A 23,816-nucleotide genomic window follows, 5' to 3' on the forward strand; every position below is an offset into this window, starting at 1 on the left:
TGCCTGTCTATGGTTAGGTTAGTAATTCTCATGTTTTTCATGATCAGAAGTATGCAATACACAGAGGTAGCCGACTCGCTTTATCCAAGCTTTTATTTACCTTTGTTAGCAAACAGTGTTCACAAACAGTGATATCTGCCATTTACTTATGCTCATATAGCAAAAGTATCTTTTATGTATAGACATACAGTCTATGCACCTTTTGCTCCATGGGGTATGGTTCCGGGGTTTGTTTACTTTCATATTCGTTTTCGATCACGAACTCGGCGGTCTATTTACCCATGTTGCGAATCCTTCATTCGCTGCCCCGCACGCATAAGTTGTTACTGTTACCTGTGGCTACAATGGTCACTGTGCTGGGCGCACAAAAATTAATTACAACGTATCACGATTTAAACCAACCCCATACACCGCTTGAAAGCGTGTTAGTACCGCTTCCCAGCGATTCAGCGCCAGGTCTGCCTTCCCTTGGTCAGGAACGAGCGCCGGTTGCTGATGCCATCAATCGCGCCTCAAGGGCCATTGATGCCACCCGCGAACATATTCCCCTTAGCGATTTAGCGGCAACAGAAATCGTTGATCTTGATCTTATCTCTAGTGCGGATGCGGCGGTAGCAGAACACCAGCCGCCCAGTGCAGTACTCAACGACAGCGCAATCGATAACGGCGCACTGCATATGTCGATTGTCGTAGGCACACTTTCAAGCGGCATGCTCGATATCGATCCGTCGTCCTCTGTCGAAATCGCAGATGCTACTTCTTATGAAGATTACGGCATTGATCTGTTCGATGACGTCTCTTTTCTTGAGTTGGAACTGGCTGCTGAAGAGCCCTATGCCCCTGAATGGAAGACCCACCTTGTTGAGCCAGGTGAAACCTTTGCCGTTCTGGCACAAGATGAGCTGGGGCTAGGCTATAGCGAAGTACTGGCACTGTTAGATGACATGCCAGAATCTCAAATGCTGACAAACTGGCGTGCAGGCCACAGCTTCGACTACCAGCTAGATGAGGACGGCCGCCTGCTTGCGCTTCGCATGATGAAAAACATGCGCGACGGGGTATTAATAGAAAGCGATACTGACAGTTTCGCCATTACGTCTATTGAGCGACAGGGTGAGCCGGTTCAACGCCTTTTTGCGGGTAGTGTTAGCGGTAGTTTCGCCCGTTCAGCTCAGGCAACAGGTTTGAGCAGCAGCTCGGTTACCGAGCTTACTCACTTGCTAGAGAAGAAACTTGATTTTCGCCGGGACAGTCGCCGTGGCGACCAATTCCAGGTGCTGGTTGAGTCCGACATGATTGATGGAGAAACGCTGGGCTCCCGCGTACTAGCAGTAAAGTATGCCGGAGAGCGCATGGACCTCACTGTCGTACGTAATGCCACCGACAATAACTTCTATACGCCCGAAGGCAATAGCCTGGATCCCTCTTTTGCACGCTACCCCTTTGACGGTAGTTACCGCCTTAGCTCCGGTTTCAATCCACGCCGTAAACATCCGGTAACGGGTCGGATCAGCCCGCACAACGGTACTGACTTTGCAATGCCTATTGGTACGCCGGTGACTGCCCCCGCCAATGGCCGTGTTGAGAAAATTGCCAACCACCCAGCCGCAGGCCGCTATATTATTATCCGCCATGACAATGGCTATCGTACGCGCTACCTGCACTTGTCCCGGCAGTTGGTAAGCCAGGGGCAGCGCGTCACCATGGGCGAGCGCATCGCGCTTTCGGGTAACACTGGCCGCAGTACAGGCCCTCACCTGCATTACGAGGTCATCGTTAATAACTCGCCCGTTAATGCAATGACGATAGACCTTCCTGAAAACATGGGCTTAAACGGCGACACACTAATTGCCTTCCAACGCCAGGCCGAGCCGATGCTTGCTGCGCTTGAAAGTGGCGAAACCGGCACGATTAGCGTGGCGGGCTACCAGTCAGAAAGCGATACTGAGTAATCCAGGTTTTTGTAATCCAAGTTTTGTAATCCAAGCTTTAACACCCTATAACAATGCCGCCCCCAAGGGCGGCATTGTCGTTTTTACCCTCTGAACGGTAGCCACGCACCTTGCGCTATCTACTCGCGGGCCTGCTCCTCTACGTTCATACAGAACGCTGGAGTGCTGCCAATAGTGACGCATCTCGCCGGTAGATATCCGTGCGAAACTCCACTTCCCCTTGGGCGTTGGGCCATGCGGTTAAGTAATGTAGCGCGACAGGAATGCGCTGAGGCAAGTTCACATTACGGTCGCTGCCACCACTATTTATTAGTGTGCTGAGCTGGTAACGACTGCCACTATCTTGCAAGAGCATTTGGGCAAATTCGCGCACCCCTTCCACGCGTACGCAGCCCGAGCTCAATGCCCGTTGATCACGCTGGAAAAGCCCCTGTGCTGGTGTGTCGTGTAAATAGATCATGTCATTATTGGGAAAGCGCACCACTACCCGACCCAAAGGGTTACTGCTCCCCGCTACCTGGCGCAACATAACGCCCCCAGGGCGTTGCCAATCGACCTCGGCGGGGTCTAGCTGCGCACCGGACATATTGATCACCTGCATATTATGCTGGGCTAAATAGTCGGTGTTCTGACGTATCCGGGGCAGAACATCTTCACGCAGGATGGTAGGCGGAATCGTCCAACTGGGATTGATCGTTAGGTGGCTGATGGATGAGTGAATAATAGGCGTTTCACGGCGCGGCGACCCAACGACCACCCGGGCATTCCACTGCTGGCCGTTTGGCCGAATATAGTGCAACTGGTAGCCTGCGATATCTACCCAGACCCGCGGCTCACTAGACTGCTGGGGGCCTATCCAGCGAGCACGCTCCAGATTAACCCGCAACTGATCAACACGTGAGGCGGCAGGTGCATTAAGCGCCAAGCGAGTACGATCACCGACGACGCCATCGGCGGTTAGTTGATGGCGCCGCTGAAAGCGTTTTACGGCCATTTCGAGTTCAGTATCAAAGGTGCGTCTATCGCCGCCTGGCGCCTGAACGCCAATCATGGGATAGGCGCTGCTGTCTGCCGAGACCAGGCCATCTTCTCCCCACATCGCCAAGCGTTGGCGCAGCAGGATTACGGCATCATCCCTATCACCCGGGCGCAGCGAGTCTTCGCGCGACGGCAAATACGGGGTGCTGCCTAGCGTGGCCACCTGGCGATAGCGACTGAGCGCCTCTCGCAACTGCTGATACTCACTTGAGGCTGGGCGAGCCAGCTCAAAGGCGCGCTCCAACGCCTGGTCATCAACGGCCTGAGCAACGCGAGCCAGCGAATAGCGACGCTCAGGGCGTGGGGCATCCCAATTTGGCTCAACGTCACGCGGGTTGACCTTGCCACGCTCCAAGTGATCGAGCGCCAATAACAGCGACGACGTTGCCTGAATATCAAACGCGACCTGAGCGGACTCTCCAGCGTTTTGGCTACTCTGGAAAGCGCTCAACAATCTATCGGCACGGTAGTCACTAGGGGTCAAACCATCACTTTCAAGCAGGTTAAGCGCATTGGCTAACGCCTCAACCGATGAAGCCTCGCGCCAAGCTAGCTGCTCATTACGCAATTCATAAAATTCACGGATCGGCAGCGACGCCTGATCTTCAGCCGCCAAGCGCTGTATAAGTGCCTGTTTAAGCGGCTCAGAGGCCGCATACGCCGGTGTTACACCGAAGGGGATATGGGACAGTGCTAGACCTAGAGCGGCCCCTATCGCCCATTGTCTTAGTGACTGCATCTCGTTCATCACCCTCTCCTTGCGTTACTATGAATTCCCATTCGCGGCATGCTTACTTTCATCATAGCCGTTTACTGTTTTTCGTCGTCGCTCTTGTCAGCAGGATTGTTCTGTATGGTAACCCGTTTGCGCCCACTATCGTTGTCATGCTGTTTACCTTTCGCGTTCATTAGCCTCCCTTTATACGCGAGCAGTTTCTTTTCTGATGTCGCCTCAACGCCCCCTCCCGGTGTGTTATCGCTTAATCATCAGTTGCTTCAATTAGCGCCTTCGGCTACCCCAGAAGCGCTGCGCCTTGCCGCCCAAGCGCTCAGCTGTGCGGACCCCAATGTCGAGCGGCTGGCAGTTATCGACTATTCACTGCCTTCCACCGAGCGGCGCTTGTGGGTTTTTGACCTGCGCCAGCACACGCTACTGTTTGAGGAATTGGTCTCCCATGGTCAGGGTTCTGGTGATACGCAAGCCGAAACCTTCTCGAATATTCCTGAAAGTTATCAATCAAGTCTTGGCTTGTTTCGTACCATGAATAGCTATTACGGACGCAACGGCTACTCCCTTAGACTTAACGGGCTGGAACCCGAGGTCAACGACCTCGCCTACGAACGTGCCATTGTGATTCATGGAGCCGACTACGTTAGCGACGACTTTATTGCGCAAACAGGTCGTCTCGGCCGCAGCCATGGCTGCCCCGCTGTACGCGAGGATATCACTTACCCGCTGATTGATAGCTTAAGAGAAGATCAGTATGTGTTTGCCTATTACCCCGATGAAGAGTGGCTCGCCAGCTCAGATTTCTTACGCTGCCAAACGCCAGGCTCCCCCCATTTAGCGCAGCGTTAAATTCGTCTCATACGCGTTGGTGGTGGCATGTGTTGGTTCTTATGCCATGCTGAGAAGCAGTGCAGCATAAATAAGCTTACTAACGCATGAGGCCTTATGACTCAAGTCAAGAAGCTGGATCTCGCATTGCAAGGCGGTGGGGCGCACGGCGCTTATTCATGGGGCGTCATTGACCGCCTGCTTGAAGATGAGCGCATCGAAATAGAAGGTATTAGCGGCACCAGCGCCGGCGCCATGAATGGCGTGGTGATGGCAGATGCCCTTACCAGGGGCGGCAAGCCGTTAGCCAGGCAAGCACTTACAGATTTTTGGCAGGCGGTCAGCCGCGCGGGTATGGCAAGCCCGGTACGCCGTTCGCCGATGGATGTCTGGACAGGCAACTGGAGCCTTGATCATTCGCCTGGCTATATCGCGATGGACCTTATGACGCGCCTGATCTCGCCCTATCAATTCAACCCGTTGAACGTTAACCCACTGCGTGACATCGTTGATGCACACATTGATTTCGAGCGGGTGCGACAATGCGAGCAGCTTAAGCTGTTTGTGGCAGCCACCAATGTGCGCACGGGCAAACAGCGTGTCTTTCGTCGCGAAGAGATGAGCCTTGATGCCGTGATGGCCTCTGCCTGTTTACCCTTGATGTTCCAGGCCGTTGAAATTGATGGTGAGGCCTACTGGGATGGCGGCTACATGGGTAACCCCGCGCTGTTTCCCTTAATGGAGGAGTGCAGTTCACGCGATATCCTGCTGGTACAAATTAATCCTATCAGCCGCGACTCAGTGCCGACCTGTGCGTCATCCATCCTGAACAGACTTAATGAAATTACCTTTAACGCCGCGCTGATTAAAGAGATACGCATGATTGCACTGCTGCAACACGCCCTGGAAGAGCAAGGGATTAAAAACTGTTACCAGCAGGCACTCTTTCATCGTATTAGCGGCGAGCAGGCGCTGGAAAACCTTTCCGTTTCCAGCAAGATGAATTCGGAATGGGCGTTTCTTTCACATCTTTTTGAACAAGGCCGAGACGCCGCGCAGCGCTGGCTGGATGAGCACTTCGAGGCAATCGGCAATCACTCAACGCTGGATATCGACGCCGTTTACCTGCACGACTAAACAGCACTATTGTGATGCATGCCGCCTACGGCATGCCCATCAACAGCGCGTGGGGCTGTTCCTCTTTCTGTAAATCTCCGGCCTATAAAAAGTAACCAACTGATAAGGCTTACAAAAAACCCCGATGGCGAATTAATTGCTTAACTATCTCTTGTGATGGTAGGCGTAGACCAGGCCCAACCGGGTACGAGTGCGTCGAGCCTGACCTTCAATGACGAAGGCATGTTCTCGTGAACACGTAACGCAGCAAAGCGATTTAGCGTTGCGTGATGCTCAACTGGTTCAAGATCCCCGAGGCCATCTCATGGACATACGCAATAAAGCCAATCGTATTCGACTGCTGACGTTCTCCACGCCTCAGATGCGTGCCTTCCACCTGTCGTGGTTTGCTTTTCATATCTGTTTCTTTGGCTGGTTCGGCATCGCGCCACTCATGGCGGTGGTGCGCGATGACCTTTCCCTGACACAGACACAAATTGGCAACACGATCATCGCGTCTGTCGCGATTACCGTTATCGTACGGCTCCTGATCGGATTGCTGTGTGACCGATTAGGACCGCGCAAAACCTACACGGGCCTGCTCATTTTAGGCTCCCTACCGGTCATGGGCATCGGCTTTGCCAATAGTTTTGAGACGTTCCTGCTAGCCCGCTTAGCCATTGGCGCTATCGGTGCCTCATTCGTGATTACGCAGTACCACACCACCATGATGTTTGCGCCCAATGTCGTGGGTACCGCCAATGCAACGAGTGCGGGCTGGGGTAATCTGGGAGGCGGTACCACGCAAATTCTCATGCCGCTTATCTTTGCAGGCATGCTAATGCTGGGCGTTAACGAAGCGCTAGGCTGGCGTCTTGCCATGGTCGTGCCCGGCATTGTGATGTTTATCACCGGGCTCGGTTACTGGTTCCTCACGCAGGATGCGCCTGACGGCAACTTTAGTGACCTGCGCGCACGGGGTGAATTGCCCGAGGCAACGGGCGAGAACAGCGCCACTCAATGCTTTTTAGCAGCGGCGAAAGACATCCGCGTTTGGGCACTGTTTGTCGTTTATGGGCTCTGTTTTGGTGTTGAACTTACGATCAACAATATTGCGGCTATCTACTTCTTCGACAAATTCGACTTAACGCTGGCAATGGCTGGCATGATTGCAGGGCTTTTTGGGTTGATGAATATTTTTGCCCGCACACTGGGTGGTGTTTTCTCGGACCTATTCGCCAAACAGGGCGGGTTAAAAGGACGCGTGCGCTGGCTATTTATTGCGCTGCTTTGTGAAGGCATTGCGCTGGTCGCCTTTTCGCAAATGCACATTCTAAGCTTGGCCATTGGCATCATGCTGGTGTTTAGCCTCTTCGTACAAATGGCCGAAGGCGCCACGTTCGGTGTCGTGCCGTTTATCAATAAAAAAGCCTTGGGCGCAGTTGCCGGGATTGTGGGTGCAGGCGGAAATGTCGGCGCCGTCTCGGCAGCCTTTCTGTTTCGCAGTGAAAGCTTAAGCTATCAACAAGGGCTATTTTACCTGGGCGTGACCGTTCTGGTACTGGCCTCGTGTGTATTAGTCGTTCGGTTTAACGACATAACGGAAGCACAAGAAGCAAACGCTTACCGTGATGCCGTGGGCGATGATACCGGTGCGGGGGCCCTTTCATTACGTTAGCGCTAGGCATTACGTTAACACCAGGCATTACACTCAAGCAGCCCCCTACTCTCCGCCGCAAGCCAGCCATGGGAGAAGGGGGCAACGCGGCGAGTAAAAGGAAATCGTTATGTCATCTGCCCTGCAGCTACTCTTAACCGCCATTCGTTGCGATATCGACAATTTTCGCTATTTAGCAACGACCTCAGAAATCGTTGCGGATATTAGCCGTTTTATCCATGTGCTTCAGCGCGAACGCGGTGCCTCAACGATTTATCTCGCCTCTCAAGGTCAGCGCTTTAAAACACGCCGCCAGACGTATATTAACAAGAGCAAAGAGGCCGAAGCGCTGATGCGCAGGCGCTTAGAGGCGCTAAGCCAGGAAGCACGCCCACAGGCAGCGGCGCGCCTGCTGCGCCGAATAGCCGCCATGTGGAACGCCCTGGACGACTTAAGCGCACTGCGCAGCGCCATTGATAACGTTGCTATTTCTCCCGATGCCGCCACCCAAGCCTTTAATCACCTTATTGGCGGTTTGTTAGCGATTGTCTTCGAAGCTGCCGACACTTCAGACGATCCAGATATTACCCGCGCGCTGGTGGCTATTTTCCATCTCATGCAAGGCAAGGAGCTGGCCGGACAAGAGCGTGCCTGTGGCGCCTTTGGCTATACCCTTGGCCATTTTGATGACAGTCACCGCCAACTTCTCGGCCAACTGGTTAACGACCAGCAGCGCTGTTTTGACACTTTTATCGAATTTGCTACTCCAGACGCCGCGCTTGCCTGGCAGCAAGCCGTTTCAACCAGCGCGCTAACCGGCATTCAACAACTGCGCGAGGCCGCCTGCCAGCCAGCGTCGCCGCACATAGCGTCTAACCCGCTGGGTGAAACCTGGTACGAGCTAACCACGCTGCGCATTGATGCAATCAAAAGCGTCGAAGATACGTTAAACGCACAGCTAGCCGCGCTTTGCTATCGCAAAATACACCAGGCAGAAGCAACGCTTGAGCAGACCAAAGCCAAGCCTTACGCGCATAAACCCGCGCCTTGCGAACCGTTACTGGCCCTTAACCATCCTCAGCCGTCGGGTGATTTAACGGCCAGCGCGCTGACCTCACCGCTTGGCCGCTCCCTGATAGCGTTAACCCAGACCCAGTCCAGCCGCCTACAAGGATTAAGCGATGAGCTGGAAAATACCCGTAAGGCACTGCGCGAGCGCAAGCTTATTGAACGCGCTAAAGGGCTTATTATGGCGCACCAATCAATGAGTGAAGAGGAGGCTTACCGCTTCCTTCGCAAGACATCAATGGATCAAAGCAAAAGCATGGCAGACATGGCGCAAGCCATTCTCGACCTCTCCTCCATGCTCAAAGAGGCTCCAGCATACTCACGCTAAACGGGCCATCCACTGATGTCACCTCGTTTGATTGAGCCAGGCATGTCGATACGCCCTTTTTTGATGGACCGCCTGAAACGGCGCTGGAAGCTCGCGATATTGCCAACGCGGTTATTTATGCGCTCTCTCAACCGGCTCATGTCGACGTTAACGAGATCCTGGTTCGCCCCACCCCGCCGAGTGACTAACCGATCAAACAGGTTACGCAGCCCAAAAGGGCTGCTCCTTGCATTTGGCCTTCGTAGCCCGCATACACTCTACTAACAAGCGTGCTAATGATTTAACCGCGTACCGTCTCATTGCATACGCGCCCAAATTCTTAAGCATGCTCCACGTCTTTATTAGTAGGTGAAATATGAGCCAACTCTCTTCGACCGCGCTCTCTGTTCTCGACCTTGCCCCTATACGCCAAGGCGGCAGCGCTGCTGAAACGTTCCGTGATAGCGTTTCACTGGCACAGCGAGCCGAGCAGTTGGGCTATACCCGTTACTGGCTTGCCGAACATCACAACATTCCTGGAATCGCCAGTGCCGCCACGTCCGTTCTGATTGGCCATTTGGCAGGCCACACTTCCACTATACGGCTAGGCTCGGGCGGGGTAATGCTGCCTAATCATCCTCCGCTTGTGATTGCCGAGCAGTTTGGCACGCTGGAAACGCTCTACCCTGGGCGCATTGACCTGGGGCTTGGGCGGGCGCCTGGTTCTGACGGTGCCACTATGCGTGCCATGCGGCGCAGCATGCATTCTGGCGTAGATGATTTCCCCGAGCAACTAAGCGAGCTGCGTCGTTACCTGGGTGATGCAGAGCCCGGCCAGCAGGTGAAAGCGGTACCTGGCCAAGGAACTAACGTGCCTATCTGGCTGTTGGGTTCAAGCGGCTACAGCGCCCAACTGGCCGCCAGGCTGGGCCTGCCCTTTGCGTTTGCGGCGCAGTTTGCACCCGGCTATCTATTTGAAGCGTTACGCCTCTACCGCGATAACTTCCGCCCGTCTGAGCATCTGGATAAGCCTTATGCCATGGTCGGACTGCCGGTGATGGCCGCTGAAAATGATGCCATGGCGCATTACCTTGCTACCTCCGCCCAGCAGAAGTTTCTGAACCTTATTCGTGGCAAGCCGACTCAGTCGCAGCCCCCGGTAGAGCAGCTGGACTGGTCACCCATGGAGCAGTCGCAAGTCAACCAGTTCCTGGGTGCCGCGATTATTGGTGGTCCAGAAACAGTTAAAGCGGGACTTGAAGACTTTCAGGAACGTACAGGCGCCGATGAATTAATGATTAATAGTGACTTTTTTGATCATGCCGACCGCGTGCGTAGCTACGAAATCGTTGCTCAAGTAGCAAAATAAGTGCAACGTGCAGCCGCTTAAGGGGCTTCAGCAGATGCCCCTTCCATGTTGACAGCCGCATGTATCGCTGCGGCCTGGTACCATTAACGCCCATCACATGCTACGCGGCTTATCTCTACCAGGTATTAACCATGTCTACACTTACCTTCACCTTGATGACGCAAGACGACTTCGCTATTTTCTGGCCCACTTTTAAGGCGATTGTGGCGGAACAACACACCTATGCCATTGACCCCGACATTAGCTACGAGGCGGCCTACTCACTATGGTGCCAAGTACCCAAAGCCACGTATGCCGTAAGAGACTCAGCAGGCGAACTGGTGGGAAGCTACTACCTAAAAGCCAATGCGGCAGGCCCGGGTAGCCATGTGTGTAACTGCGGCTATATGGTCACCGCTGCCGCCCGCGGTAAAGGCGTTGCGCGCGCGATGTGTGAACACTCTCAGCAACTCGCCCGCACCCATGATTTTAAAGCCATGCAGTTTAACGCTGTCGTAGCTACGAACGACGCAGCGGTAGCGCTTTGGCAGCGTTTAGGATTTAGTATTGTGGGCACGGTGCCGAAGGCTTATTGTCACGCGGCACAAGGACTCGTAGACAGCTACGTGATGCATAAATTTTTATAAATTAATCGACTAACATATTAATTTTTATGATTTTTAATCGATATTACAACCACCCCGATGAGCCTTCCTGATTCATTAAGAAGCGGTTGTCCCTTTCCTGCTCCACTGCCCTTAAGTGAGAGATTAACGTAAAGAAAGATCTACCTGTGAACTATGCTCTTGCAGGTGCATTAGGTTTACTCGTTGTCATGTTGATTGTAGTGGCGGCGCTTGGCATACAAGCAGAGAAAAGCGCAACAATCGATCCAAAGCAAGGGCGTTTGAGCTTTACATAAACAGCACGAATAAGGCGTTATGGCGTTTTACCCGGAAATGCCCGTTGCGCTAACGCATCCTGAAGATAGCGCTCTGCCCTACTGCTCCCCATCGCGGTCAAGTGGGCCACATTGCGTTCCGGGATGACCGAGGTATCACCATAAAACTCAATGGCTTTTTCAACGCTCGCTTCGCGCAATAGGTGCACCATTGCGTAGGGTGAGCGGTTGGTGTAGTTCGAGGCGTCCTCTGGCGTGGCGTCCTCAAAGCAGTAGTCCGGATGAAAAGTCGCCAGCTGATAAACACCTTCATAGCCCTGTTCGGCCAGCATGCTTTCTGCCAGTTCTACATAGTCCAGATAGTGGTCAAAGTGCTTAAAAAGCGTGGGAAAGACCAGCAACGTGGTTTCTGTTTCCGGATGCTCATCCAACCACTGCACTTCGACCATCAGCTCTTCCAATGCCACCTCAAGCTTTTTTGAGCGTACGACGCCCACACGAATAGTGTCACGTTCTACTTCTCGCTGAGCAAAGGGACATACGTTTTCAGCCACAATAAAGTTGCGCACCCAGCTCAACGTTTGCTCAATGACATCACTATCTGAATATTGCATCGCTCTTTTACATCCACTTTATCGTGTTTAGTACGCGCCAGTGTACACTGATCGCTGACGGCTTAGCTGGTGCTTTTAGCCGTGCTGCGCAAAGCACGTTAGTGCAGCCTCATAGGATTTAAGGATATGCTCATCAAGAAGCTTTCGCGCTGCTTTCACGTCGCGCTTTAAAGCGAGCGCCACTAGCTCATGGTGCTGCTGATCCAACTCCTGGCGAATGACCGGCATTTTGGGGCCCAAGCGCCGGTACCGATCAAATTGATCGTGCAGCTGTTCAATAAACCGCAGCGACCATATAGAGCCGCACGATGCGACCAGCGTGCGATGAAACTGGGTATGCAATCGCTCCCACTCATCGTCATTATCCAGCGTCATGTCGGCACATTTCAGGCGATGCTCTGCCGCGAGAAGGTTTGCCTCCCACGCCGCATCCCCCAGCGAAATTGCCTGTTCAAATGCCATACTTTCCAAGGCCAAGCGCGTTTTTACAATATCATCCAGTTCACTGCGTGAAAGAGTCGGCACCCGAAAACCGCGCTGATTTTCCTGTATCAGCAGACCATAGGCGGCCAACTTGTTTAACGCTTCACGCAAGGGGCTTAAGCCCACTTGATACAGCTCTTTAAGCGCATTGATTGCCAACTTTTCGCCAGCAGCAAAACGCCCATTAACCAGGTCTTTGCGTAAAATATCGTAAATACGGCTAGATGCTGTCGTTGTGGAGGGCTGAATGTACTGGTTCATGGTAGGGTCCTTTCATCCACCGGTGAGCGCATATCATTTATTCCGTTTGACGCCTGCTAACGCTCTTGATTATATTATTCTACCCTGAAAAATAATCGATTTTATCACTTATAAACGATATAAAGAGAGAATATGGTTTTTCAACGCATCTACTACCGTTTTCGGCCTGCTTACCATAGCGTGACACGCTGATGAAACAGACAGCCCTGTTCTGGGCCTTTTTTCGAGTCGGTATTTTTGGTTTCGGTGGCGGCCCTTCAATGATACCGCTGGTACATGCAGAAGTCGTTACACGCCACCAATGGCTGACGGACGAAGAGTTTGCCGATGTATTAGCCATTGGCAACACCTTACCTGGTCCTATCGCAACTAAAATGCCTGGTTATATCGGCTACCGTGTAGGCGGCATTAGTGGCTGTATAGCGTCGGTACTTGCAGTTTGTTTTCCCATGATAGTTGCCATGGTGGTCATGCTGGGCGTTTTTAGCCGGTATCGGGATGTGGCCTGGATTCGTGGGATGGGGCAAGCCGTGGTTCCCGTCGTGATGGTGATGATGGGGCAACTGGCCTGGGACTTCTTTGATAAATCGCAAAAGGCGCTAGGTTGGCTTGTCAGTAGCCTAATGGCGATTACCGCTGGCATATTGATTTATTGGCTGGGCATTCACCCCGGTTTTATTATTGGTGCGATTTTGCTGGTGGCGCTGTTACGCCCTTCCACGGCTAAAAAAGCGGAGCGCTCAGCATGATTTATTGGGAGCTCTTCCTGGCGTTTTTTGTACCGAACATTGTTGGCTACGGCGGTGGTCCAGCCATTATCCCTCTGCTTGAAGCCGAAGTAGTCGGCCGCTATGGCTGGATGACGTCTCAGGGTTTCGCGGAAACGCTTGCACTTGGAAACGCGCTGCCTAGCCCGATTGCTACTAAAATGGCCGGCTACGTGGGTTATGAAGTGGCCGGCATCGGCGGTGCCGCCGTCGCGATAGCGGCAACGGTTGTACCTTCGTTACTGCTGATGATTGCCGCACTAGGACTTTTGTACCGTCATCGCGAGTCGCCCCAAGTCAAGCGTATGAGCCAATGGGTACGCCCAGTGATCGCCATTATGATGGTGTGGTTAACGTTTGGCTTTTTCCTTGAAGGCGTTAATGGCGCGGGGTGGGTACATACGCTGATTATCGGCGCCATTGCCGCGATTGCGCTGGTACGGTTCAGCGTTCATCCCGCGTTTGTGGTAATGGGTGCGCTTGTATACGGTGCCTTTATCCTTCCCTAAGATTTGTACGAAAAGAGCCTGTGCTCATCTTCTTCTCCTGCTGCAACCGTCGCGCGCTATAAGGCTCTGGCGGTTGAAGTGGCTATTGCGACGCAACCCACGCATCATAATAGCTTCTTTCGTTCTCGGTTCATGTTAACTCCCTATGCCCCCACTGTTTTCCACCTCTGGTAACGCCCCGTCGGTTAACGGTTTTTTCAACGTGTTTCGCTACAGCAAGCGAGCCTTGGGCCTTGTTTGGGAAACCTCCCGCTGGATGATGTTCGGGCTGGCGCTTTGTACTCTGGTGGCTGGCGTGTTGCCTGCGGCGGGTGCCTGGGTGGGCCAACTGATCGTTGATGGCGTCGTCAACGCGATGGACACCTATCACGACAATCCTTCCGCTAACCTGACGGTTATTATTATGCCGGTGCTTGAGCTTGTGGCTTTAGAGGCTCTCATCATCGCCTTGATCGCACTGGCCCAACGCGGTCTTTCTGCTCAGCAGTCGCTGCTTCGCGCCCTGCTGGGCCAGAAAGTCAATGTCATGATTTTAGAAAAAGCGGGCACGCTATCATTAAGCCAGTTCGAGGATTCAGAGCTTTATGACCAATTAACACGTGCTCGCCGTGAAGCCTCCACGCGACCTTTAGCGCTGGTTAATAAAACCTTCGGGCTGCTGCAAAATGCCATCTCACTGGTCAGTTTTAGTGTACTGCTTGTGCAGTTTTCCCCTTGGGCGCTGCTGATTCTAGCGGCAGGCGCCCTGCCGGTGTTCGTTTCAGAAGCCAAGTTTTCAGGTGATGCGTTTCGCTTGTTTCGCAGGCGCTCACCCGAAACGCGTATGCAGGGCTATTTGGAAACCGTGCTGGCCCGCGAAGACAGCATTAAAGAAGTCAAACTGTTTGGCCTTGAGACGCTTTTTTTGCAACGTTATCGCGACATTTTCAACCGGCTATTTAGCGAAGACCGGCGATTAACACTCCGCCGTGAGGGCTGGGGCTTCTTGCTTGGTTTGCTGGGCACGCTAACATTCTACGCGGCGTATGGATGGGTAGTGGTTGAGACGATTGCAGGTGCTATCACGCTGGGGCAGATGACCATGTACTTGATGGTGTTTAAACAGGGCCAGTCTGCGCTTTCTGCAAGCCTGACAGCTATCAGCGGCATGTACGAAGACAACCTCTATCTTTCCAACCTCTACGAGTACCTGGAACAACCTACCCAGCAGGAAGGCGGCACGCGCTTGCAAGGCGCGCTTCCCGGCGATGGGCTGCGCTTTGAAGATGTAAGCTTTGCTTACCCAGGCGGCAAGCAGGTATTGCAGCATATCTCACTGCACCTGTCTCCCGGTCAAAGCCTTGCCTTGGTCGGCGAAAACGGCTCAGGAAAAACCACCCTCATTAAGCTTTTAACGCGGCTTTATCACCCTACAAAGGGGCGAATTCTGCTGGATGGCAGTGATCTTCGTGATTGGGAAAGCAGTGCGCTACGCAAACGCGTCGGGGTTATTTTTCAGGACTTTGTCCGCTATCAATTGCCGGTTGGCGAAAATCTGGGCGTGGGCGACATCCAGGCGTTTAATAATCAAGAGCGCTGGCAGCAGGCCGCTCGCAATGGCATGGCTGACAGTTTTATCAAACGCATGCCTCAAGGCTATAACACTCAGTTGGGCCGCTGGTTTAAGGACGGACAGGAACTCTCCGGCGGGCAGTGGCAAAAAATAGCGCTCTCACGTGCTTACATGCGCGAAGAGGCCGATATTGTAGTACTGGATGAACCCACCGCCGCGATGGACGCTGCCGCTGAAGCCGACGTATTTACCCGGTTTCGGCAACATAGCCACAATAAAATGACGATTCTTATTTCGCACCGCTTCTCAACCGTTCGCAATGCGGATCTCATCCTCGTTATCGACCAGGGAGAAATTATTGAACGCGGCACGCATGAAGAACTACTCGCGATAAACGGCCGTTACGCCCATTTATTTCACCTGCAAGCGAAAGGCTATCGCTAAGAGGGATTGATCTATACCTGGGTAGAGCAGAAGCATTGCCAAAACGCCTGATTAAGCGGCTTGGCGATACCCCCGCAGGGCCTTGCGCCCTTTACGGGAGTAGCTGCCTTTGCCCTTTTTGGGCGTTTGTTGTTGCATCTTGAACATGGGGGTTCGTAGCTGCGCTTTGAGCGCGTTGTCGCGAATCTTTTGCTTCATGGAATCTTCCTGTACAGCCGATTATTTAAAAGCTATATAAAAGCGGTGCCTGCTAAAACAGGCACCGCTAAGACATTATAAGAAGCTTAAGGTTCCTCAGCACTCATTTAAGATCACTCGTCCCAGGCGGGCGCAAAGTCAGGGTTGGCGATGCGCTCCTTGCGGTCCAGCTTGGCAATGTCGGTCATTTCGCTGTCGCTTAGCACAAGATCAAACGCGGCAATATTGCTTTGGATGTTACGCGCCTTGGTGGAAGAGGGAATGGTGACCATATTGCGCTGATTGACCCAAGCCAAGGCAATTTGCGCAGGCGTTACGCTATGTGCATCAGCAATCTGCTTGAGGGTCGCATCGTCCATTACCTTGCCCACCGCCAGCGGCATAAAGGCCGTTACCTGAATACCGTGATGCTCGCAGCGCTCAACCAGCTTGCGGTTTTGCAGAAAAGGATGCACTTCGATCTGGTTGGTGAGGATTTCGCCTTTACCCAAAATCTCCACCGCTTTATCAAGCTGCTCGATGGTGAAGTTGGATACGCCGATATGGCACGCCTTGCCCAGTGCCTTTACTTCTTTGAGAGCAGCCAGATACTCTTCCATCGCCACTTCATTATCCGGCGATGGCCAATGGATCAGTAGTAGGTCAACGTAATCGGTGCCCAGTTTTTCAAGGCTTTCATCAACGCTCTCTTTCAAGCGCTGCGGCGCCAGGTTGTCGTGCCACACCTTGGTGGTTAGAAAAATGTCGCCACGTGGCACGCTGCTGTCACGGATCGCTTCACCAACGCCCTTCTCATTACCGTAAAACTGAGCGGTGTCGATATGGCGGTAGCCTGCTTCAAGCGCCGCATGAATGCTCTCTTTTAGCGTATCGCCTTCCAAGCGAAAAGTACCGAAACCGGGGTTAGGCATAACCTTTTGCATCATTAACATCCTTTTCTATTGATAGCGTGTTAATTAACATGGGGCAGCCGTCACGTGACTTCAACCACTCACTAGAAAAACCCCTTAATAGGCTTGGCATTAACCAGGCGGAATTTACGGGCATTTTGATCCACGTTTGGCGCCATAAGCGATAGAATTATAAAAATTCGCTTGCTAACATTCTCTTGCTAACCAAGATACCGCCCATGCCCCCAGACAACAACACGCTTGCAGCGACCGATGCCCCGCTGCTTCCCATTCATCGCCAACCGGGCTTTCTAAGCTTTCTTCTCTCCCGCCTTGCAGCCGTTTTTGCCATGCAAATTCAGGCCATTGTGGTGGCCTGGCAGGTATATGACATTACCCGTGATGCCATGTCGCTTGCCTATGTGGGGCTTGCGCAGTTTCTGCCTATGGTGATTTTACTGCTGCCCGCCGGCGATGTGGTCGACCGTTTTCCGCGCAAGCGCATTCTGCAACTCAGCTGGGCAGTACAAGGCATTTGTAGCGCACTGCTGCTTTTATTGGCGCAGGCCAATCACGGTAGCGTTATTGAATTTTATGTTGTGCTGGCTCTGTTTGGCTGTGCTCGGGCGTTTACCGGCCCCACGCTGCAAAGTATGTTGCCCAATATTGTGCCCCGCGCTCAGCTTGCCCAGGCCATTGCGCTGAATAGCTCGATCATGAAAGTCGCAGTGATTAGCGGGCCATTGCTGGGCGGCGTACTTTACAGTGTGGGCGGCGGCAGCCTGGCTTATGCCGTGTGCTTGGGCTGCTTTATCGTCGCGCTGGCCTTACTGATGCTGGTACCAGTGCTCTATGTTGAGAAAGCCAAGGTATTGGAAAGCACCGCCTGGAAGCGCTTTTCCGCAGGCATTCGCTATATCCGCTATCAGCCGATTATTCTGGGCGCCATTTCGTTGGATCTATTTGCCGTGCTGCTGGGTGGCGTCGTGGCGCTGCTGCCCATTTACGCTCAGGAAGTTCTGCATGTTGGCCCTGAAGGGCTAGGTGCATTGCGCAGCGCAATTGCGGTGGGTGCATTATTGATGGGGCTTTATCTTGGCGTTCGCGGCATCAAGCGCCGCGCCGGGCATGTGATGTTTGCCGCCGTGGCCGTGTTTGGCTTGGCGAATCTGGTGTTTGCCTTCTCAACCCTGTTCTGGGTGTCAATGATCGCCATGCTGGTGGCGGGTGCGGCCGATATGATCAGCGTTTATGTACGCACCACTGTGATTCAGCTGGCCACGCCGGATGAAATGCGCGGCCGGGTGAATGCCGTCAATATGCTGTTTATTGGCTCAAGCAATGAGTTGGGCGAGTTCCGCGCAGGCAGCATGGCTGCCGGGTTTGGCGTAGTGCCCGCCGCGGTGATTGGCGGCGTGGGCACGTTGGCGGTGGTCGGCCTGTGGATGCGCCTGTTCCCAACGCTACGTCAGGTCGACCGCTTCGATGATGCCCGCTGAGGCAAGCGCATTAGCGGGGCTGCTCGCCACCATACTCACCACGCTGCCCACCAGAATCACGCAGGGTGATGGCAGCGGATGATCCGCCAGGCGTTGGGGCATATCGTTAAGGGTACCCACCAATGCCTGCTGTTCAGGCAGGCTGGCATTGGCGACCAACATGATCGGCCACTCATCGGGCAAGCCGGCCTGACGTAGCCCTGCGCAAATGGCCTCTACCTTGGAAAGCCCCATATAAAACACCAGGGTTTCATCGCGGCGGGCCAGAGTTTTCCAGTCGGGCGCGCCGCCCTCACGGCATAGCTGTGCGGTAATAAAGCGCAGCTGCTGAGAGTGGCCCCGGTCGGTTAGCGGGATCCCCAGGCTTGCGGCGGCGGCAGACGCCGCAGTAATGCCGGGCACGATGTGCGCGGGCACATTGGCATCCGCCAGAGCGGCAAGCTCTTCGCCCATACGCGCAAAGATACCGGGGTCACCGCCTTTCAAGCGCACCACCGATTTTCCGGCGCTTGCCAGCTTGACCATCAAAGCGCCAATTTCCGCTTGAGGCATACTGTGATGGCCACTGGCTTTGCCAACGTAGTAGCGCTCGGCGGAAAGCGGAATCAGCCCCAGCACATCGTCGCCTACCAAACGGTCATACACGATAGCATCGGCCTGCATTAACAGCCGCGCGGCTTTCAGCGTTAACAGCTCCATATCACCACTGCCCGCACCAACCAGATACACATGCCCAGCCGTGCATTCGCCGCGTAGCTTAAGCGAAGGCGCACTTGAGGCGCTGCGCGGGGAGCGCTGGAATGGCGACAGCACACGCTGCGTAAAGCGCATCGTGGCCTCAGGCCACTTCTGTAGTAGACGCTTGCTTAGCACGCGCATGTGAACGCTCCTCTTCAATCAGGGACTTCAATTCAGGCAAACAACTACCGCATTGGGTTCCACAGGCAAGCCGTGCGCCCAATGCTTCAACGCTGGCATCACCGGCACGAATGGCATTAACAATCGCCGCCTGGCCCACCTGGTGGCAGCTGCATACCACGGGGCCGGTATCGGCGGCTCCATCGTCACACCCCGCTAACAGCCGGCGCCGGTGCTTATCACTTATGACTGTTTCATTAAAACGCGCTTCAAGCCAGGCAAGCCCGGGCAATTCGCGCGGCGGGCCGACCATCAGCCACCAGCGCAGTTTGCCCTGCACAATAGCCGCAGCGCGCAGGCGGCCATTGCCGCTGTCTTCACACCACAAAGAAGCCCCTTCGGGTAGCCACGTAGCGAGCAGCGCCACCCTGTCATGTACCGGTTTTGCATCTGCCAGCTGCCAGCGCTGACAGCCCTGCATGGGTACGCGTGCCCAATAATCGCTTCTGCACCACGGGGGCACTTCCTGACTATTATCCCCTAATGGATGGGCAATCAACAGCGTTGCCTCCCAGGCTACTTCAAGCGGTGCCAGCGCCACAGCGCCGTGCTTGGCTTCTGGCTGGCCTGACACAGGGTCGGTCAAAGCTTTTAGCATGGCACCGCTACGCGCCGATTTACTGAACGCATCGCTCCAGTGCATGGGAATAAACACCTCGCCACGCCGCTGGGCATTCGAGATACGCACGCGCCCCCGGTACTCGCCGCTGGCGGCGGACAATACTGCCAGTTGCTGGTCGCCAATGCCATAGTTCGCAGCATCGCCTGGGTGGAATTCGATAAACGGCTCGTGGCGATGATTCATCAGCCGGGGCGCGCGTGCCGTGCGCGTCATGGTGTGCCACTGGTCGCGAATACGCCCGGTGTTCAGGCGCAGCGGGTAGGCGTCACTCAGGCGTTGCTCCGGCAAGCGCGGCGTTATGGCGATGAAGTTGGCGCGCCCATCAGGCGTGGCAAACTTGCCATCTTCAAATAACCGCGCCGTTCCGTGAGGCGCTGAAGACGTCACCGGCCACTGAATAGGCGCCAGCGCGTCGTAGCCCTCGCGCCCAAGTCCCACAAGGCCGGAAATATCGAATAGCCGTTTGCTCTCTCCCTCATTCTCAAAGCCGGAAAGGCGCGCGTGCTCATCAAAAATTTCATGGGGATGGCTATAGTCAAACGCCTCCTGAAAGCCTAACCGCTTGGCGGCTTCGCACATAATCCACCAGTCGTGACGCGCTTGGCCAGGCGCGGGTAGCAAGCCACGCTGGCGTGAAATACGCCGCTCGGAATTGGTCACCGTGCCGTCTTTTTCAGACCACCCCGTCGCGGGCAGAATGATATCGGCGTAGGCCAGCAGGTCGGTATGGCTTGCGCACTCAGACACAATTACCAGTGAGCACTTTTCAAGCGCACGCCGCACGCGGGCGGCATCCGGCAAGCTGACCGCTGGGTTGGTGGCCATTATCCAAAGCGCCTTTATTTCGCCCCGCTCAACCGCGTCAAAAAGCTCGATCGCCTTATAGCCAGGCGCCTGGGGCAGTTCGGGCATTAACGTTTCCGTCGCCCAAAAGCGGGTGATTCGGCCAAGGGCGCCAGGGGTGTGATAATCCATATGCGCGGCCAGCTGGTTGGCAAGCCCACCCACTTCGCGTCCGCCCATGGCATTGGGTTGGCCGGTGATCGAGAAAGGCCCCGCCCCGGGCAAACCGATTTTGCCGCCCGCCAGATGGCAGTTAATGATCGCATTGCACTTATCAGTACCGCTTGTGGATTGATTGACGCCCTGGGAGTAGAGCGTCACGACATGGAGTTGGCTGGCAAACCAGTAGTAAAAGGTCTCCAACCGCTCAGGGTCGATATCACATATCGCCGCCACGTCATTAATATCATGCTGGCTCGCGGCCAGCAGCGCTTCGTCGAAACCTTGTGTATGGCGATCCAGATAGAGCTGATCCAGCTTGTTATTCTCAGCCATCCAGGCCAGCAGGCCATTGAACAGCACCGCATCGCTGCCGGGTGCGATGCCCAGGTACAGGTCGGCAATTTCGCAGCTGTCGGTCACGCGCGGGTCGATGACCACCACCCGCATCAGCGGATTGCGCGTTTTGGCGACCTTCAAGCGCTGGTAAAGCACCGGGTGGTTCCAGGCCAGATTCGAGCCCACCAGCACCACCAGTTCGGCCTCTTCAGTATCTTCATAGTTGCAGGGAACGGCGTCTGCGCCCAACGAGCGTTTATACGCCGCCACGGCAGAAGCCATGCAGAGTCGCGAGTTGGTATCCAGGTGCGGCGTGCCTAAAAAGCCTTTAAACAGCTTATTGGCCACATAGTAATCTTCGGTTAATAGCTGACCTGAAAGGTAAGCACCCACGGACTCTGCGCCGTAAGTTGCGCGAGTCGTTTGCAACCGCTCTGCCAAGGTGGTTAATGCCACATTCCAGTCAACGGCCTGGCCATCGACCCAGGGCGTGGTGAGCCGGTCATGGTGGCCAAGGGTTTCGTGCAGTGCCGAGCCTTTCACACACAGCCGGCCAAAATTGGCGGGATGGTCGCGGTCGCCTTCAACCGCGCTGATTGTGCCGCCTGCCACAGTGGCGGTTACGCCGCAGCCGACACCGCAATAAGGGCACGTCGTGTTTGCTTTACAAGCCGAGCGTGTGGCCTGGGACATACTGATTTCCTCCCGCTTAAAAAGCAAAAAGCGCCCAAGCGAGCCTCATAAGAAGCCTGCCTGGACGCCGTTGTCTCAGGGACACCTGCACCGGTGCCGAATGTCGCACTGCTGGGATTGGACACATTTATTAATGGCCTGTCGTCTGATGGCGTTAGCGTTGTTATTTGCCCGTCAAACTCGATGGCTGCATTTTATTGTGCCGATAAACCCGTCTGTGCTTTGTTGCTTGTTACCAAGGTAATAGCAAGGCCTGCGCCAACCAGCCTATTAAAATAAAAATACCAGCTTAAACAGCAGGTTAATAAACAATAGAATATCTTTCGACCGACCGTGTAGACAGTTTATTTTCAAACGCTGACTACTCTCGGTGCATCTTTACCGCTTAGCGCACCAAGAGCGTGCGCAGGCTGAGCTTAAGCGGCTGAAAAGGCGCTTTCTTCAACCTATTTATTTAAATCAACCTATTGATAAGTAATATAAAAATAAATAACGAGCGATGTTTGGCTGATTAATTGCCCTGTACTGATTAGATAAATTCAAGTCTAGCTGGCAGCCAACGGTGGCTGCTCTGTGCTTAACCCACGAACGGGTTTGGCCTCAGCTACCGGGCAACGAAGCCCCTGATACGGTTTTCCTGGCAATCCACTTGCCCGGGACGCTAACTCAGGGGCTTTTTTATTGTTTTTTCTTCAGCGCTGCGCCACGACAGCATTTATCGCTGCCAGATATTTGTAGCCAGGTCTTTGTAGACAGGTATTGGCAGCCAAGCGCGAAACAGTAAGGAGCAACCCATGATCGCTATCTCTCGGTGCTCGTCTGATGATCACTTGGTCATTATCGGCAACGGCATGGCGAGCCAGCGTCTGCTAGAGGCGGTCGTTAAATTGCCTCACCGACCCCAGCAAATAACGGTGATTGGTGCAGAAGCATCTCCCGCTTATAACCGGATACTGCTATCGCCACTGCTCGCCGATGAAATGCCGCCTAGCGCCCTCACCTTGCGGGATGCGCAGTGGTACGCCAAGCAAGGTATCACCCTGCACTTAAATGAATGCGTGCTGGAGATCAACCGTGCAGAACAGCGCGTTGTCACTCCCTGCCGCACGCTAACTTATGACCGCCTGGTGATTGCCACCGGCTCACGCCCGACGCTGCCCGAGGTACCCGGCATTGGCCTTAACGGCGTGCATGGGTTTCGTACCCTGCAAGATGCCGACACGCTCGCAAAGTTTGCCTTGCAGGGCGGGGAATGCGTCGTGGTCGGCGGCGGGCTGTTGGGGCTCGAGGCCGCTGAAGGGCTTCGCAAGCGGGGTGCCAGCGTCAGCGTTCTACAGCGAAGTAAGCGGTTAATGAATCGTCAGCTGGATAGCATGGCCGCTGGGCTTCTAGAAACGACGCTTACCCAACGTGGCTTGACCATCTTAACCAATGCACGCATCAGCCATTTTGAAGACGACGGCGCGGGAAGCCTGGCCGCCGTTGTACTGGAGGATGGCCAGCGCCTGCCTGCCCAAAGCGTCATCGTGGCAACCGGCGTTACACCTAACGCAGAACTTGGCCATCAGGCAGGCTTGGCTACACAGCGCGCCATCATGGTTGATGACACGCTCACTACCTCCGACCCGCATATTCATGCATTGGGCGAGTGTTGCCAGTTCGAGCAGCACACCTACGGCCTGGTCGAGCCGATCTGGCGCCAGGTAGATGTGTTAGCCAACACGCTGTGTGGCGATGGCAGCGTCCGCTATCGTGAGGCGCCAACCGCTACCAAGCTTAAAATCAGCGGCCTGGCCCTCTACGCGTTTGGCCCCACGGAGGCCGCGCCAGAACATGAAGTACTGCATTACAGCGACCCGGAAAACGGCGACTACCGCCGCCTGTTACTGCGCAACGGAAGGCTTGAAGGCGCCGTGCTGTATGGCGATACCCATTCCGGCCCCTGGTATTTCGCCCAGGCGCTAGCCAAAACCGATCTGGGCGCCTGCCGCCAGGCGTTGTTGTTTGGTGAAGCCGATGCCAACGCCCTGCTTCTTGATACCCCACCCACTCCCTCATCGACGCTGGAGGCAGCTTAGCC

General features: G+C 54.5%; 20 protein-coding genes and 1 pseudogene. 14 read left to right on the top strand and 7 right to left on the bottom strand.

From position 1 onward, the window contains the following. Positions 1–281: 281 nt before the first annotated feature. Positions 282–1,952 carry a peptidoglycan DD-metalloendopeptidase family protein gene (locus tag ACT3T6_RS13225; RefSeq protein WP_192526691.1) on the top strand — a complete coding sequence of 557 codons (1,671 nt, stop codon included), beginning with the start codon at positions 282–284 and terminating at the stop codon, positions 1,950–1,952. Positions 1,953–2,097: 145 nt separating this feature from the next. Here ACT3T6_RS13225 and ACT3T6_RS13230 read toward each other — a convergent pair whose 3' ends face one another. Further along, a complete protein-coding gene (locus ACT3T6_RS13230; RefSeq protein ID WP_192526690.1) occupies positions 2,098–3,738 on the bottom strand; it encodes a L,D-transpeptidase family protein in 1,641 nt (546 codons plus the stop codon). Positions 3,739–3,843: 105 nt separating this feature from the next. On the opposite strand from ACT3T6_RS13230, the gene ACT3T6_RS13235 reads away from it, so the two are divergent. The 8 genes and pseudogenes from ACT3T6_RS13235 to ACT3T6_RS13270 all read left to right on the top strand — a co-directional run bounded on the left by ACT3T6_RS13235 (position 3,844) and on the right by ACT3T6_RS13270 (position 10,966). Continuing rightward, positions 3,844–4,569, top strand: coding sequence for a murein L,D-transpeptidase catalytic domain family protein (locus ACT3T6_RS13235; protein WP_192526689.1), 726 nt, complete (start codon positions 3,844–3,846; stop codon positions 4,567–4,569). Between the two features lie 96 nt (positions 4,570–4,665). Beyond that, complete coding sequence (locus ACT3T6_RS13240; RefSeq protein WP_192526688.1) at positions 4,666–5,685, top strand: patatin-like phospholipase family protein; 1,020 nt, start codon at positions 4,666–4,668, stop codon at positions 5,683–5,685. Positions 5,686–5,989: 304 nt separating this feature from the next. Then, the gene (locus tag ACT3T6_RS13245; RefSeq protein ID WP_192526687.1) at positions 5,990–7,342 is read left to right on the top strand and encodes an MFS transporter; all 1,353 of its coding nucleotides are present in this window, start codon (positions 5,990–5,992) and stop codon (positions 7,340–7,342) included. Between the two features lie 109 nt (positions 7,343–7,451). After that, entirely contained in the window at positions 7,452–8,717 is a 1,266-nt protein-coding gene (locus ACT3T6_RS13250) for a nitrate regulatory protein (protein WP_193053457.1), read from the top strand. Between the two features lie 15 nt (positions 8,718–8,732). Beyond that, a pseudogene (locus ACT3T6_RS13255) lies at positions 8,733–8,905 on the top strand (short-chain dehydrogenase); the annotation flags it as partial. Positions 8,906–9,072: 167 nt separating this feature from the next. After that, positions 9,073–10,065, top strand: a complete 993-nt coding sequence (locus ACT3T6_RS13260; RefSeq protein WP_192526685.1) for an LLM class flavin-dependent oxidoreductase — start codon at positions 9,073–9,075, stop codon at positions 10,063–10,065. A gap of 131 nt (positions 10,066–10,196) precedes the next feature. After that, entirely contained in the window at positions 10,197–10,691 is a 495-nt protein-coding gene (locus ACT3T6_RS13265; RefSeq protein WP_087108423.1) for a GNAT family N-acetyltransferase, read from the top strand. Positions 10,692–10,837: 146 nt separating this feature from the next. After that, on the top strand, positions 10,838–10,966 hold the full coding sequence (locus ACT3T6_RS13270; protein ID WP_264299230.1) for a hypothetical protein: 129 nt from the start codon (positions 10,838–10,840) through the stop codon (positions 10,964–10,966). A gap of 17 nt (positions 10,967–10,983) precedes the next feature. Here ACT3T6_RS13270 and ACT3T6_RS13275 read toward each other — a convergent pair whose 3' ends face one another. Together ACT3T6_RS13275 and ACT3T6_RS13280 are read right to left on the bottom strand one after the other, a co-directional pair. Next, the gene (locus ACT3T6_RS13275) at positions 10,984–11,559 is read right to left on the bottom strand and encodes a DUF1415 domain-containing protein (protein ID WP_192526684.1); all 576 of its coding nucleotides are present in this window, start codon (positions 11,557–11,559) and stop codon (positions 10,984–10,986) included. A gap of 75 nt (positions 11,560–11,634) precedes the next feature. Further along, positions 11,635–12,303 (bottom strand): GntR family transcriptional regulator, encoded by a 669-nt coding sequence (locus ACT3T6_RS13280; RefSeq protein ID WP_192526683.1) that lies wholly within the window; start codon positions 12,301–12,303, stop codon positions 11,635–11,637. 191 nt (positions 12,304–12,494) lie between these two features. On the opposite strand from ACT3T6_RS13280, the gene ACT3T6_RS13285 reads away from it, so the two are divergent. The 3 genes from ACT3T6_RS13285 to ACT3T6_RS13295 all read left to right on the top strand — a co-directional run bounded on the left by ACT3T6_RS13285 (position 12,495) and on the right by ACT3T6_RS13295 (position 15,575). Further along, on the top strand, positions 12,495–13,052 hold the full coding sequence (locus ACT3T6_RS13285; protein WP_192526682.1) for a chromate transporter: 558 nt from the start codon (positions 12,495–12,497) through the stop codon (positions 13,050–13,052). After that, complete coding sequence (locus ACT3T6_RS13290) at positions 13,049–13,579, top strand: chromate transporter (RefSeq protein WP_192526681.1); 531 nt, start codon at positions 13,049–13,051, stop codon at positions 13,577–13,579. Before ACT3T6_RS13285 ends, ACT3T6_RS13290 begins: the two co-directional genes overlap by 4 nt. A gap of 145 nt (positions 13,580–13,724) precedes the next feature. Further along, entirely contained in the window at positions 13,725–15,575 is a 1,851-nt protein-coding gene (locus ACT3T6_RS13295) for an ABC transporter ATP-binding protein (RefSeq protein ID WP_192526680.1), read from the top strand. Positions 15,576–15,626: 51 nt separating this feature from the next. Here the strand turns inward: ACT3T6_RS13295 and arfA are convergent, their stop codons facing one another. Both arfA and dkgB read right to left on the bottom strand, forming a co-directional pair. Further along, positions 15,627–15,773 carry an alternative ribosome rescue factor ArfA gene (gene arfA / locus ACT3T6_RS13300; protein WP_087108287.1) on the bottom strand — a complete coding sequence of 49 codons (147 nt, stop codon included), beginning with the start codon at positions 15,771–15,773 and terminating at the stop codon, positions 15,627–15,629. Between the two features lie 113 nt (positions 15,774–15,886). Then, positions 15,887–16,696, bottom strand: coding sequence for a 2,5-didehydrogluconate reductase DkgB (gene dkgB, locus ACT3T6_RS13305; RefSeq protein ID WP_407647897.1), 810 nt, complete (start codon positions 16,694–16,696; stop codon positions 15,887–15,889). Between the two features lie 206 nt (positions 16,697–16,902). On the opposite strand from dkgB, the gene ACT3T6_RS13310 reads away from it, so the two are divergent. Further along, complete coding sequence (locus ACT3T6_RS13310; RefSeq protein WP_192526678.1) at positions 16,903–18,162, top strand: MFS transporter; 1,260 nt, start codon at positions 16,903–16,905, stop codon at positions 18,160–18,162. Here the strand turns inward: ACT3T6_RS13310 and cobA are convergent. Together cobA and ACT3T6_RS13320 are read right to left on the bottom strand one after the other, a co-directional pair. Continuing rightward, on the bottom strand, positions 18,127–19,041 hold the full coding sequence (gene cobA, locus ACT3T6_RS13315) for a uroporphyrinogen-III C-methyltransferase (protein ID WP_192526677.1): 915 nt from the start codon (positions 19,039–19,041) through the stop codon (positions 18,127–18,129). The genes ACT3T6_RS13310 and cobA overlap by 36 nt on opposite strands. Beyond that, positions 19,001–21,736, bottom strand: a complete 2,736-nt coding sequence (locus ACT3T6_RS13320) for a nitrate reductase (protein WP_193053456.1) — start codon at positions 21,734–21,736, stop codon at positions 19,001–19,003. Before ACT3T6_RS13320 ends, cobA begins: the two co-directional genes overlap by 41 nt. Before the next feature lie 794 nt (positions 21,737–22,530). On the opposite strand from ACT3T6_RS13320, the gene ACT3T6_RS13325 reads away from it, so the two are divergent. Next, positions 22,531–23,814 (top strand): NAD(P)/FAD-dependent oxidoreductase, encoded by a 1,284-nt coding sequence (locus ACT3T6_RS13325; RefSeq protein WP_193053455.1) that lies wholly within the window; start codon positions 22,531–22,533, stop codon positions 23,812–23,814. The last annotated feature ends 2 nt before the right edge of the window (positions 23,815–23,816 follow it).

This window comes from Halomonas sp. 72 (genome assembly GCF_052379785.1).
GTDB lineage: Bacteria > Pseudomonadota > Gammaproteobacteria > Pseudomonadales > Halomonadaceae > Vreelandella > Vreelandella citrativorans.

What these genes read in the sequence shown, in the direction of transcription:
- ACT3T6_RS13225 (WP_192526691.1), top strand. Translation starts at nt 282, where the DNA reads ATGTTGCGAATCCTTCATTCGCTGCCCCGCACGCATAAGTTGTTACTG.
- ACT3T6_RS13230 (WP_192526690.1), bottom strand. Translation starts at nt 3,738, where the DNA reads ATGAACGAGATGCAGTCACTAAGACAATGGGCGATAGGGGCCGCTCTA.
- ACT3T6_RS13235 (WP_192526689.1), top strand. Translation starts at nt 3,844, where the DNA reads ATGGTAACCCGTTTGCGCCCACTATCGTTGTCATGCTGTTTACCTTTC.
- ACT3T6_RS13240 (WP_192526688.1), top strand. Translation starts at nt 4,666, where the DNA reads ATGACTCAAGTCAAGAAGCTGGATCTCGCATTGCAAGGCGGTGGGGCG.
- ACT3T6_RS13245 (WP_192526687.1), top strand. Translation starts at nt 5,990, where the DNA reads ATGGACATACGCAATAAAGCCAATCGTATTCGACTGCTGACGTTCTCC.
- ACT3T6_RS13250 (WP_193053457.1), top strand. Translation starts at nt 7,452, where the DNA reads ATGTCATCTGCCCTGCAGCTACTCTTAACCGCCATTCGTTGCGATATC.
- ACT3T6_RS13260 (WP_192526685.1), top strand. Translation starts at nt 9,073, where the DNA reads ATGAGCCAACTCTCTTCGACCGCGCTCTCTGTTCTCGACCTTGCCCCT.
- ACT3T6_RS13265 (WP_087108423.1), top strand. Translation starts at nt 10,197, where the DNA reads ATGTCTACACTTACCTTCACCTTGATGACGCAAGACGACTTCGCTATT.
- ACT3T6_RS13275 (WP_192526684.1), bottom strand. Translation starts at nt 11,559, where the DNA reads ATGCAATATTCAGATAGTGATGTCATTGAGCAAACGTTGAGCTGGGTG.
- ACT3T6_RS13280 (WP_192526683.1), bottom strand. Translation starts at nt 12,303, where the DNA reads ATGAACCAGTACATTCAGCCCTCCACAACGACAGCATCTAGCCGTATT.
- ACT3T6_RS13285 (WP_192526682.1), top strand. Translation starts at nt 12,495, where the DNA reads ATGAAACAGACAGCCCTGTTCTGGGCCTTTTTTCGAGTCGGTATTTTT.
- ACT3T6_RS13290 (WP_192526681.1), top strand. Translation starts at nt 13,049, where the DNA reads ATGATTTATTGGGAGCTCTTCCTGGCGTTTTTTGTACCGAACATTGTT.
- ACT3T6_RS13295 (WP_192526680.1), top strand. Translation starts at nt 13,725, where the DNA reads ATGCCCCCACTGTTTTCCACCTCTGGTAACGCCCCGTCGGTTAACGGT.
- arfA (WP_087108287.1), bottom strand. Translation starts at nt 15,773, where the DNA reads ATGAAGCAAAAGATTCGCGACAACGCGCTCAAAGCGCAGCTACGAACC.
- dkgB (WP_407647897.1), bottom strand. Translation starts at nt 16,696, where the DNA reads ATGCAAAAGGTTATGCCTAACCCCGGTTTCGGTACTTTTCGCTTGGAA.
- ACT3T6_RS13310 (WP_192526678.1), top strand. Translation starts at nt 16,903, where the DNA reads ATGCCCCCAGACAACAACACGCTTGCAGCGACCGATGCCCCGCTGCTT.
- cobA (WP_192526677.1), bottom strand. Translation starts at nt 19,041, where the DNA reads ATGCGCGTGCTAAGCAAGCGTCTACTACAGAAGTGGCCTGAGGCCACG.
- ACT3T6_RS13320 (WP_193053456.1), bottom strand. Translation starts at nt 21,736, where the DNA reads ATGTCCCAGGCCACACGCTCGGCTTGTAAAGCAAACACGACGTGCCCT.
- ACT3T6_RS13325 (WP_193053455.1), top strand. Translation starts at nt 22,531, where the DNA reads ATGATCGCTATCTCTCGGTGCTCGTCTGATGATCACTTGGTCATTATC.